We start from the raw sequence: 12,563 nt of genomic DNA on the forward strand, positions 1-12,563 counted from the left end.
AAGAGGTCTTCGAAAAGCAAAATATCAAATTTAAATATTATTCGCCTTCAACAGCGGCTTTCTGTGCATCGTAAGCTGCAGTCCATTCGGAGGGCTGGAGCGGAACTTCGGGAGCCGGAGCTGCACCGGATGCCTGGTTTTCGGTGATGTAAGCATTCATCTGCTCAACATATTCCTTACCACCCTGTGCATACCATTTTTCCAATGCTGCATCGTATTCAGAAACTTCCATCTGACCTGCGCAGATCTTGGTTACAACCTGAACCAATTCGTCCTGAGCGGTGATGAACTGAGTGCTGGATGCGATTGCGGGAACGAAGCCGTTATCCAAAGAGTCAATCTGGGTAACCTGGCCAATGTGGAAGTTGTTTAAGGTAATATCTTCCATATGAGCGGTCTTTGCGGGGTCGATACCACGCAGTGCGAAGAATTCAGGGTCACCTGCTTTTCTTACGATACCGGCCGGGAATGAAGCACCTCTGCCCTGTTCGCCGGGTTCAACCTGGATGCTGGTCTTAACGCCGCCGATCATTTCATAGGTAATACCTTCAACACCGTTTGCTACCATATCCCAAACTTCGTCAGAAAGGATGTAGTCGCAAAGCTGGATGAAGTTGTTCGGTTCAGCACATGCGGTGAATACGCAGAACTGACCCCACATGGGTTTGTAGTAACCGTTACCTGCTACAATGCCGTTATCATCCTTTGCAAAGAGGTATTCAACGTAAGAACCTTCGGGGCTCTGTAAATTGTTGTTTGCTTCCATCAAAGATTTTTCATGGCTAGCGATATCGCCTACGAAACCGATACCGAGACCATATCTCTGCTGTTTGAAGTTATCGTTAACAGCGGTCTTGGTGAGGGTCGGGCCGTCCTTATCGAGATAGCCTGCCTTCTGGATTTCCTGGGTGTAAGCGAGCTGCTTCTTGAAGATGTCAGACTTCTGAGAATACTGCGGGAACATGTAATCATAGTCTTCGCCTTCGTAAGCGTACCAGCCATAGTCACCATAGAAACCACGGGTGAATTCAAAAGGACCAAACTGCTTTGTGGTATCGTCAGTCCAGCAAGAGGTAGCCAAAGTATCGTTCTTACCGTTGTTATCCGGATCGTCTTCGGTCATTCTCTTTAAGAGTTCTTTGAATTCGTCTGCAGAAACTTCATGGAATTCACGGTCGAGGTATTCGCCAAGGCCGATGTTCTTGAGCCAGTCAGCACGAACGATGATACCTTCGTTACGGGTCAGAGATGTTCTCGGAACCGCATAGATTTTGCCGTCATCGAGGGGTTTAACGCCTTCCCAAGCGGTGGGATAGGTGTAAGCCATCAGGTTGGGGCAGTTTTCTTCGGTTAAGTATTCGTCCAGTGCTACAACCTTACCAGCTTCGCATACGTCGATGTAAGCCTGTACGGTTGTGGTCGGGAACAATGCTGCGTCCGGATATTCACCGGAAGCAATCATGAGCTGTAACTGTTCCAGATAACCGGAACCGGATGCTGTCTGAATTTCAACTGTAACGCCGGTCTTTTCTTTAAAGCCTTCGATGATCATTTCATCGATAACGGTAGGACCTTCAGCGCTACCAATGTTACCGAACACGGTTAAAGTGTCGGCTGCATTTTTCTTGCCGCCGTCTTTGCCGGAGCCGTCACATGCTACCAAAGAAAGTACCAGAGTAAGCGCCAGCATCAGAGCCAAGATTTTGCTTAACTTTTTCATCTTTTCTTCTCTCCTTTTTAATTTTGCTTTTATAAGAACACTTTCCTTTAAAGTGTACCTATTCTTTTTTATATCTTTTTTATCATCCTATTATATTTTTTGACCTATTATTCTTTTACAGAACCTACCATCATACCCTTAACGAAGTATTTCTGAATGAAGGGGTATACGATAAGAATCGGGGCAACGGTAATGATAAGCGCCGCATACTGGAAGTTAATCGGGTCGATAACTTCATCTACGATATCTTCTTCCGCACCTGTCATCTGCTGCTGGATGGAAGAACCGATAATAACTTCACGCAGGAACAGCGCCAGGGTCCATTTTTCGGTGCTTCTGATGTAGTAAACAGCTGCTGCATAAGAGTTCCACTGACCGATTGCCACGAACATTGCAAGGGTTGCAATGATTGCTTTGGAAAGCGGAGCCATAATCTTAAACAGAATAAAGAATTCGGACGCACCGTCGATTCTTGCTGCTTCTACCAGCGAATCCGGAATACCTTCCATAAAGTTCTTCATCAGGGTCATGTTGTTTGTGGAGAACAAAGCAACAAAAATCAGCGCCCAGATGGTATCTAACATACCCAAGCCACGGATTAAGTAGAAAGTAGGAATCAAGCCGCCGCTAAACATCATAACGATGATGAAGTAGGTCATGATACCGCCCTTACCTCTCAAATCCTTTCTGGAAAGCGGATAAGCGGTTAAGAGGTACATGCAAACGGCAATAACGGTTGTAACGATGGTTACGAAAATGGTGTTACCGTATGCACGCCACAGGCTTACCTTTGCTAAGGTTTCGGTGTAAGCACCGGTGTTCCAGCTTGTAGGCCAAACCATCAGGGGGTTGTTGATAATGTCATTGTATGAGCTGAAGGATACTGCAAATACGTTTAAGAACGGATATAAAGTAACCAACGCTACCAAACCAACGAGGCAGAAATTAATATAGTCAAAAAAGTAAATCTTATTTTTCATTGATTACCACAATCCTTTCTGTCCGATTTTACGCGAGATGAAGTTTGTTGTCATAACTAAGAAGAAGCTTACTACAGACTTAAACAAACCAACCGCGGTAGAGAAACCGAAGTCGCCCTTAACGATACCGATTTTGTATGTATAGGTTTCGAATACTTCCGATACCTCAGCATTCAAGCTGTTGGACAACAGATAAATCTGTTCGAAACCGTTGTTCATAACGGTACCCATGTTCAGGATCAATACGGTTACGATGGTGGACATAATGCCCGGCAGGGTGATGTGCAGAATTCTCTGGAAACGGTTTGCACCGTCGATAAGAGCTGCTTCGTAAACCTGCTGGTCTAAGTTAGAAAGTGCTGCAAGGTAGATAATAGAAGACCAACCGCAGCCCTTCCAGATGTTGGCGATAACGATAACGCCACGGAAGTATTTCGGATCCTGCAGGAACAGAATCGGGTCGCCGCCCAGTTTTTGTATAATGAAGTTGATAGGACCTTGCGAATCCAGGTAGTTAATCAACATACCTGCGATAACAACCCAAGAGATAAAGTGCGGGAGGTAAGATACCGTCTGCACAAAACGTTTGAACAGGTCTTGTTTTACTTCATTTAAGAGAATTGCGAGAATAATCGGGAACGGAAAACCGAAAATCAGATTGTAGAATGAAAGTACAACTGAGTTAAAGAATACGTGGTAGAATTCATCCGAACCAAAGAGGATTCTGAAGTTTTCAAAACCGATAAACTCACTGTCTGCAATGCTGTCAACCGCTTTAAAGTCCTGGAACGCAATCACGATACCGAACATAGGCAGGTAGTTGTAAATCAATACATACAGCATTGCCGGCACAAGCAAAATATAAAGCCATTTGTTTGTAATGATGTACTTAAACAATGACTTCTTGGGGGCAACATAAACGCCCTCCGGGTAAACCGCTTGTAATTTTTTACCCAACTTTGTCACTCCCTTTCAAAAGATTATACTTTTACAGTACTTATATCATACCACTTTCCACCAAAAAAGGAAATGTGTTTAAATTGGTTTTTTTTCTAAAAATATGTGTTTATATTAGATTTCAACAAAAACCGATTGTTTTTTTTATAAAAAATGTACAAAAAAAGGAACTCCGCGGTTGGAGTTCCTTTGGATGTACTTTTTTAATTATGCCTCTTTTTTGCCAAGAGTTGCTTTGAGCACCAGAGTGGTTGCAACCATCAATACGATTGCTACGGGCAGAGCGATGAATACGTTCTGAACATAGCCTGCGATGATGAAGGAAACAAACGATACAGCCGCAACGGTCAGCGCATAAGGCAACTGTGTGGAAACGTGGCTCACATGGTCACACTGTGCACCGGCAGAAGCCATGATGGTGGTATCCGAAATAGGCGAGCAGTGGTCACCGCAAACCGCACCTGCGAGACATGCGGACATACCGATAATCTGCATTTCAGAGCCGTTGGGGAATACACTTACCACAATCGGGATTAAGATACCGAAAGTACCCCAGGATGTACCTGTGGAGAATGCCAGGAAGATTGCTACCACAAAGATAACTGCGGGCAGGAGTGCCTGCAGACCGCCTGCAACGCCACTCATAATGTCTGCTACATAGATGTCAGCACCCAAGAGAAGTGTCATGTTCTTCAAGGTGGTTGCCATGGTCAAGATAACCAGAGCAGGAACCATGGTCTTAAAGCCTGCAGTTACGCAGTCCATGCTTTCTTTGAAGTTGATGGAGCGACGGATCAGGAAATAGATTTCAATAATAACCAGCGCGATGATTGCACCTAAGGGCAAAGCAAAGGTTGCATCGGTGTTTGCAAATGCACCCGCAAAGGTTTCGCCTGCCCAGAAACCGCCGTTATACAGCATGCCCCAGATACAAGCTACAATTAAAACCACGATGGGGAAAATCAGGTCAAACATGTTGCTCTTTTTGTTCTGTGCCACCTGTTCAGCCTGTTCAGCCTTATCTGCAACAACGGTGAACAAATCGCCCTTTTCTGCGTTTGCTTCAAAGCGCTTCATAGGACCGAAGTCAAACTTGAGGCAGACAATCATAACCACGAACAAAATGGTTAAGAGAGAATAGAAGTTGTAAGGGATTGCCTGAATGAACAGAGAAATACCGCTCACGCCATCGGGCGCAAATTCAGAAACCGCTGCTGCCCAGGAAGAAATGGGGGCAATCATACAAATCGGTGCTGCGGTTGCGTCGATTAAGAACGCAAGCTTTGCACGGGAGATTTTGTGGGTGTCGGTTACAGGTGTCATAACAGAGCCTACGGTTAAGCAGTTAAAGTAGTCGTCTACGAAAATCAGAACACCCAAAACGAAGGTTGCAAGACCTGCACCAACCTTGGTTTTGATGTTTTTCTTTGCCCAACGACCGAATGCTGCGGAACCGCCGGATTTGTTAATCATCGCAACGATAACGCCCAGCAATACCAGGAACAGGAAGATACCTGCAGTACCGCCGATGGAATCAATCAAGCCTGCGGTCTGTGCTTCGCCGTCTACTAAAATTTCAGCGGAAAGAACCGACTGAATCGCATTAATGATGTTGAAATCTGCATGGAACAAAGCACCAAGCACGATACCAACGAACAAAGAAGAATAAACTTCTTTTGTAATAAGTGCCAAAACAATGGCAACTACGGGCGGCACAAGAGCCCAGAAAGAATTGTAGAACTGTGCCGACTGACCTTCCACTGCCGCAAATGCAACCACGGGCATCATAATTGCAAGCAATGCAACAATCAGTGTTTTCAAACTGAATCTTTTCATTTGTGATACTCCTCACTTATTTTATTCTGTAATGATGACCGTTGATGTCTCATCATTCCATTCAACATTAAGTCCGAAGCTTTCGGACACGGCGCGCAAAGGCACCATGGTGCGTTCACCGATTAACTGCGGTGCCACATCCAACTGAATCGGTTTGTCATTAACAAACAGAGTCGGTAAATCAATCTGCATAATCACGTTTACGTCCCCTGCAAAGGCAAACACGGTCTGCGTTGCATCTTCCCAGTAAATGTTTGCACCTAAGGCTTCAAAAATAAAGCGCATGGGAACCATTGTTCTGTCGTTTACCAACTGCGGCTGTGTGTCGGGGAACACCAGCTCCTGTCCTTTTAACACCACATGGATGGTGTCCTCTGCAAAAACGGGCAACGCCGTTGCAAAAATCAGACTTAAGCTGAGTAACAGACAAAGCCATTTTTTCATCCTCTTTCCTCCCTCTTCCTTTTTTCCTTACTATTGTACACGAATTTTTGTGCGTTGTCAATATATTTTAACGAAAAGAAACCGCCAAAGCGGTTTCTTTTTATTACATTCTTTCGAAGTCGGATGCCGGATGCTTGCACAGCGGACAAATGAAATCCGAAGGCAAAGGTCCCTCATGCACATATCCGCAAATTTTACATACCCACTTTTCCCCCTCGTCTGCTTTCACCTGGGGCTTGGGCTTGATGTTTGCGTGATAGTACGCATAGGTCACCGACGGCTCGTTGTTTAACACCTCCGCCTCGGTAAGCTCTGCCACAAAAAGCGTGTGCGAGCCTAAATCGGTCATGGAAAGCACTTTGCCTGCCATGTAAGCATTTGCAAAGGTATTTAAGCGCAAAACACCGTTTTCGCAACGGGTATACGCCGCCTCGGACACAAATTTGTTTACCGCTCTTCCGCTCTGGAAGCCGTACCATTTAAACATTTCAAAGGGCGTGCTTTCTGTCAGGCAGGACACCGCAAAAAGTCCCGTATTTACAATCATATCATGGGTTTTGTTCTGCTTGTTCACCGAAAAAACCAGACGGAGCGGATTGTCCGCCGCCTGCATCACCGTGTTTACAATACAACCGTTGTCAAACCCGTTTTCGTGCGCAGATAGCACATACAAGCCGTACCCAATCTTAAACAATGCCGTTTTATCCATATTATCCCATCCTCTCTATTCTGCTATCCTTAATATACCACATTTTCAGCAGTTTTACAAGTTTTATTTATACATGTGCTCTAAATTGAGCCGTTTATAGCTTGCAGGGGTTTGTCCGAAGTGTTGCTTGAAAAGGCGCTGGAAATATTTTACATCCGCAAACCCCGCCTTTTCAGCGGTTTCGGTCACGTTGTAAAACCCGCTCTGCAACAGTCCCGAGGCATACTCAAGCTTTAAATTGATAATATACCGCGCAGGCGATATCCCGTAAATGCTTTTGAAAACCCGTCTGAAATACGCCTCCGAAACAGATGCCATCTCCGCAAGATACGCCACCGAAATTTTCTCTTTACGGTAATTCTTATGCATATAGTCTATGATGCTGTCGGGAATTTTATCCGTCCCCACCGCAGAAACACTCTCCTTTTCGGTCTGCAGCCGCAAAAGGTACAAAAGCTGATACAAAAGCGCCATGCACGCCTGCTTATATCCCGTTTTTTTCTCGGTCCAGAGCTTGTACATGGATTGGGTAAGCGCCATCGCTTCTTCGCGGTTTTCGGGCGAAACGGTTTCCACCTCCGACCTTTTTTCCGAGCTGTACCGTATAAAATGAATGGCAATAATGCTCTCCCCTGCGGTTTCCTGACTGTATTTTTTTGTTTGGGGCAGATAAATAAAATCTCCGGTCTGCACCGTATACTGTCTGCCGTCGCAGGTAAAGCTTCCGCTTCCTGCGGTACGCACACTTAAGCTGTCATAATGTCTGTCATGGGCAATCCGCAAAACCGACGCAGACCGCCTGATTTTAAACACCCCGATTAAATCCACCAGAACGCTGTCATTTCCAAAAAACATCTTTTGTTCACCTCTTTAATCAGTATATCTTGTTTTTCTTCGAAAGTCAAGTATCGTTTTGTCCACCTTTTAGTGCGATTTGTGCGTTTACAATCCACTTTAACCGTGTTACTCTATAGATAGAAAGTGAGGTTTAAAAAAATGACTAAAAAAGAAATTTTAAGCAAAATGCTGATTCAGCCTAAGAAAATCGCCCTTGGCGAAGGCACAATGCAGCTTGACGCAAGCGCAACCGTTAAAACCAACTGCACCAAAGACATTTCGTATCTTTTACAGCTGGCAAGCCTTAAAAATGCTCAAGTGGTGGATGCAGACACCAAAATCTTCTTCCTTACCGCAGGCGAGGCAACTTTTACAGAACAAGCCGAATTCGATAACGACGAAGCCTTCTATTTAAATATAGAAGAAAAGGGCTTTGCAATTGTGGCAAAAACCGAAGACGGTCTGCTTTTAGGCTTAAAGGCGATAATCCGCATGACAGAAGAATTGTCCGATTGCCTTCCCGTTATGGACATTTACGATTACCCCAACATTCCGTTCCGTGCGGTACACACCTGCATTTTCCGTCCCGATGACGGCAGTGACAAGGAAGAAAGCCATCCCGATTACATCAAAAAGATGATTAAAACCGCGGCTCTTGCAGGCTACAATCACATTTTCATTGAATTCTGGGGCATGTTCCCGTACAGCTTAGACTACGCACACTGGCCGAACGCCTATACAAAGGAAGAAATTGCAGATTTGATTGCCTTTGCCATGGATAAAATGCACATCCGTCCGCTCCCTGCACAGAATTTGACCACCCATGCAGGCTGGAGCCGAATTGTAACCCGTCAGCACACCGTTTTGGACCAGAGACCCGACATGGCAGACATGTACATCCCGGGCGGTTGGTGCTTTGCCACCGAAAACCCCAAAACAAAAGAATTTATCAAGCTTTTGATTGACGAGCTGGTGGAAATGTTCCGCAATCCGCCTTACTTACATTGCTGCTGTGACAAGGCATTTGGCTTTGGCTCTACAGAAGAGGACAGAACCATGAGCGCAGACATTTTGTTTGCAAAGCATATTTCGTTCTTAAACACCTACTTGCGCGAAAAGGATGTCAGAATGGTGATGTGGGGCGATATGCTCTACTCCTCTATGGATGCTCTGTACTGGAAGTGTGACGAAAAAACCTCTGATTTCATTCCCAAGAATGTTTTGATTAACATCTGGACCCACAACGACCCGGGCAGAAAATGGCAGGATGCGGCATTCTTTGAAAACAAAGGTTTTGAGACCGTTTATTCCCCGTTCATGGGCGAAAAGAGCATCGAGAGCATGGTTGCCCTCTGCCACGAAAGAGGAAGCCACGGTATCGTGCAGACCACCTGGCACAGACCCCAGAGTGCAACACCCTTTGTGATTCTGTCGGGTGCATTGCAGTGGTGCGGTGAAAAGCCGAGCAAAGAGCTGATTGAAACCCATAAGGAAAAGTGGTACAGATAAGAAAGGAAATATGTTATGGTAAGCATTCCCGAAAAATTTAAAGACCATCCGATTTTTAACGAGCGGATTTGCGGTACAAATTTCGGTTTTTTAAACACGAGAGGCTACTACCGCACCGAAAATGCCAAAAAACAGCCCGAGCTGATGCAAAAAATGGGCATCAACTGGACTACACTTAACATCAACCTCTGTCAGGAAAAGGTGTTTTCCACCAAGCTGTTTATTGATTTCAAGTACACGGTTGGCGAAGACGAAATCATTGAAATGACCCGTCTTTTGCATGAAAAGAATGTTAAGGTGCTGTTAAAGCCGTGCTTTACCTCTTTAGACGGTGCGCCCATGTGCTGTGTAGACTTCCCCACCAAGGAAGCCTGCCGTCAGATTGAGGGGGTTGTAACCGACTACTGGAAAGAATGGTTTGCTTCCTACACCGAAAGCATGCGCTATTTTGCAGACCTGGCTCAAAGGGCAGGGGTAGACAGTATGATGATTGGTGCAGAATTAGAAGGTACTGCAGGACAGGACGAATACTGGCTGGATATCATCAAAACGGTAAGAAGTATTTATGATGGACCGATTACCTATGAATTCACCTTCGCATCCCGCAAAAAACATGCGCTTGAATGGATGAAGGAATTGGACTATTTAAGCTACAGCTACTATCCGCCTGCACAAAAACAGCTTCCCGACACGTACAACGCAAAGGCAGAAGAAATTAACGCACTCCCCACCCCCACAGTGGAGGAAATGGTGGAATTCTTAAAGCCCAGAAGAGACAGAATCAAGTCTATCATAGAGCAGTTTGGCAACAAGCCCATTGTGTTTACCGAAGCAGGCGTGCGTTCGTCGCATGGGTGCAGTATGCTTCCCTATAACTTCAACTGGGAAACCCGCTATGACGGTGAAGAACAGGCAAATTACATGGAAGCACTGTTCCGGACCTTCCATGACATCCCGGGCTGGATGGGACTGTTTTGGTGGAAATGGGACGAAACCCAGCACCGTCCGCACTATCACACAGAGCCGGGGGTAGACAAGGGCTTTACCATTCAGGGCAAGCCTGCAGAAGCGGTCTTAAAGAAATGGTTTTTAAAGAAATAAGTTTTGAAAATTATAAATTGCTTTTTAGTATTTGTATGGGCTTACCCATTGCATTATAGTATAATAATTGCGACTACAGAAAAAACACTTCGTGTTTTACATTTATGCAATTATTGTACCACGGAGTGATGAAGCAAGCCGACTACGGCTTGCACTTATGGTATAATAATTGCGACCAAAGAAAAAACACTTCGTGTTTTACATTTATGCAATTATTGTACCACGGAGTGATGAAGCAAGCCGACTACGGCTTGCACTTATGGTATAATAATTGCGACCACGGAGTGATGACAAAAAGGCTCCCTCTGACGAGGGAGCTGGCAAACCGCAGGTTTGTCTGAGGGAGAGATAAAGCGAGCTTCGCTCGCCCCTCGTGAAAAGTATTTCGAAGAAAACTTTTCACGAAAAAGGAGCAACCGACCGAAAAACGAAGTTGGGTTTGCCAAAACACAACGAGACAAACGGTCGTGTTGCGACACAAAAATAAAGGAGAGTTTTAAGATGGCAATCAAACACACAGGTATCAGCTATTACGGCATCAATTACGTAGAGCATGCCGAAGCAGATTTTAAAGAAATGCTTGAACACGGTGTGGACACCGTTATCCTGGCAATCACCGAATTTGACATGGATTTCTGGTTTCCCAACATCAATAACATTGTAAAAAAAGCACATGAATTAGGACTTCGAGTTATCGCAGACCCCTGGGGTATCGGCAAATATTTCGGCGGTGAGCAGGTAAGCTTGTTCTTACAGAACAACATTCATCACCGTCAGGTTTCGGCATACACAGGCGAAGTGTTAAACGCCGCTTGCTTTAATACCAATTCGTTCCGGGACTATTTCAAAGGCATTTGCTTAAAGCTTGCCAAAAACACCGAAGTGGACGGCTTTTTCTGGGACGAACCCCACTACGCATATCCTAAGGCTTACGCTTCCATCACAGGCGGTGCCGGAGATGACTGGGCTTGCAGATGTCCCGAATGTATGAAAAAGTTTGAGGACTACTACGGCTATGAAATGCCCAAATTCATGAACGATGACGTAAAGCAGTTCAGATGGAGAGAAGCGCTTTACACCTTAACAGATGTTTCCAAGGCTTTAAAGGAATACAATCCGAATTTGGAAATCACCTGCTGTGTACACGCAACCCTGAACTCGTATTATGTAACCGAGCTTCGGGGCTATGACAACTGGGATATGGTGGCAAGCTGTCCGTATTTTGACGTATTCTCCACCACCATCATCAACTGGACCCTGCCCGAAAGCTTTTTCCGTGAAATCACCGAGCGCACCGTTGCCATGGCGAAAAAGTACGGCAAGCAGTCCGAGCGCTGGCTGATGGGCTACAACAACCGCCCTGCCGATTTTAGTCAGATTGACAAAGTGGTTGATATGTACGAAGAATTAGGCGTTGACCGCCTGGCAACCTGGACATACAGAGGCGGCTACGGCACATCGGTTGCCGCAAAGGATGCTTTAGAGCTTTGGGACAACATCGGCAGAAACTATAAGCGCGTTTTGAAAAAGGAGGACAAATAAATGCAGGATTTTGGTTATTATGAATCTATACTTAAAAATTTAGAACAGGTCAATGCCACCCAGGAAGAAACTATCAAGGCGGCAGGCAAGCTGATGGCAGATGCCATTGCAGAGGACCGTTTAATTCATGTGTACGGCGGTGGCGGTCACACCACATTGCCGGTGGGTGAAATGTTTTTCCGTGCAGGTGGGCTTTCTTGCATCAACCCCGTTATGGAAACAGGCCTTTCGGTATTCAATCAGGCTTTAAAATACTTAGAATTAGAGCGCACCGTAAACTACGGCAGCTCTATCATGAAGTATTATGACTTAAAAAAAGACGATGTCTTAATTATTTTCCACAACATCGGCATCAACCCTGCCACCATTGATGCGGCTATGGAAGCCAAAAAGCAGGGTGCAAAAATCATTGCGGTTTCATCCTCTTACTGGCAGGACGAAATGCCGGCTGACCATTTTATCCGTCATCCCAATAAGACAAACCTCTTTGATTATGCAGACGTTTGCATTGACGATTTCAATCCCGTAGGCGATGCGGTGGTTAACGTGCCGGGTCTTGATACCCCCATCGCGCCCATTTCCAACATTGTGGATTTTTATATCGCACATTTATTGGAAATCGAAACAGTACGCCAGTGCGTAGAACGTGGCATCACACCGCCCGTGTGGAACAGCGCCAACACCCCCGGCGGTGACGAAAAGAACGCAGGCTATCTTGAAAAATATAAACCCAGAATCAAAATGTTATAATCAAAAAGGAACTCTGTGTTAAACAGAGTTCCTTTTTTTACTTTAATAAAAAATTCCGTAAAATCTTGTGTTACAAAGCAAAAGTATATTAAAAAATAGTATTTTGTGCACTTTTTTTAATTTAAGAAGGGGTAAGCAACAGATTCAAAATAGCACTTTAAATAAATTTTAAAGATAA

At 45.1% G+C, this 12,563-nt stretch carries 11 protein-coding genes; 4 read left to right on the plus strand and 7 right to left on the minus strand.

Annotated elements, in window-relative coordinates; genetic code table 11:
• Nucleotides 1-37: 37 nt before the first annotated feature.
• From IJE10_09070 to IJE10_09100, 7 genes are all read right to left on the minus strand, one after another.
• A complete protein-coding gene (locus tag IJE10_09070; protein ID MBQ2968253.1) occupies nt 38-1,720 on the minus strand; it encodes an extracellular solute-binding protein in 1,683 nt (560 codons plus the stop codon).
• A gap of 107 nt (nt 1,721-1,827) precedes the next feature.
• Nucleotides 1,828-2,700, minus strand: a complete 873-nt coding sequence (locus tag IJE10_09075; protein MBQ2968254.1) for a carbohydrate ABC transporter permease — start codon at nt 2,698-2,700, stop codon at nt 1,828-1,830.
• Between the two features lie 3 nt (nt 2,701-2,703).
• On the minus strand, nt 2,704-3,657 hold the full coding sequence (locus IJE10_09080; protein MBQ2968255.1) for a sugar ABC transporter permease: 954 nt from the start codon (nt 3,655-3,657) through the stop codon (nt 2,704-2,706).
• A 207-nt stretch (nt 3,658-3,864) separates the two neighbouring features.
• The gene (locus IJE10_09085; GenBank protein MBQ2968256.1) at nt 3,865-5,493 is read right to left on the minus strand and encodes a Na+/H+ antiporter NhaC family protein; all 1,629 of its coding nucleotides are present in this window, start codon (nt 5,491-5,493) and stop codon (nt 3,865-3,867) included.
• A gap of 21 nt (nt 5,494-5,514) precedes the next feature.
• Nucleotides 5,515-5,937 (minus strand): copper amine oxidase N-terminal domain-containing protein, encoded by a 423-nt coding sequence (locus IJE10_09090; protein ID MBQ2968257.1) that lies wholly within the window; start codon nt 5,935-5,937, stop codon nt 5,515-5,517.
• A 103-nt stretch (nt 5,938-6,040) separates the two neighbouring features.
• Entirely contained in the window at nt 6,041-6,646 is a 606-nt protein-coding gene (locus tag IJE10_09095) for a flavin reductase (protein ID MBQ2968258.1), read from the minus strand.
• A 63-nt stretch (nt 6,647-6,709) separates the two neighbouring features.
• Entirely contained in the window at nt 6,710-7,501 is a 792-nt protein-coding gene (locus IJE10_09100) for an AraC family transcriptional regulator (protein MBQ2968259.1), read from the minus strand.
• Between the two features lie 141 nt (nt 7,502-7,642).
• Between IJE10_09100 and IJE10_09105 the strand changes: the two genes are divergently transcribed.
• From IJE10_09105 to IJE10_09120, 4 genes are all read left to right on the plus strand, one after another.
• Nucleotides 7,643-8,992 (plus strand): family 20 glycosylhydrolase, encoded by a 1,350-nt coding sequence (locus IJE10_09105; GenBank protein ID MBQ2968260.1) that lies wholly within the window; start codon nt 7,643-7,645, stop codon nt 8,990-8,992.
• 15 nt (nt 8,993-9,007) lie between these two features.
• Nucleotides 9,008-10,093, plus strand: coding sequence for a hypothetical protein (locus IJE10_09110; GenBank protein ID MBQ2968261.1), 1,086 nt, complete (start codon nt 9,008-9,010; stop codon nt 10,091-10,093).
• 501 nt (nt 10,094-10,594) lie between these two features.
• Nucleotides 10,595-11,635 (plus strand): hypothetical protein, encoded by a 1,041-nt coding sequence (locus IJE10_09115; GenBank protein MBQ2968262.1) that lies wholly within the window; start codon nt 10,595-10,597, stop codon nt 11,633-11,635.
• The gene (locus IJE10_09120) at nt 11,636-12,385 is read left to right on the plus strand and encodes an SIS domain-containing protein (GenBank protein MBQ2968263.1); all 750 of its coding nucleotides are present in this window, start codon (nt 11,636-11,638) and stop codon (nt 12,383-12,385) included.
• Nucleotides 12,386-12,563: the final 178 nt, after the last annotated feature.

It is taken from the genome of Clostridia bacterium, from assembly GCA_017410375.1.
Taxonomy (GTDB): domain Bacteria; phylum Bacillota; class Clostridia; order RGIG6154; family RGIG6154; genus RGIG6154.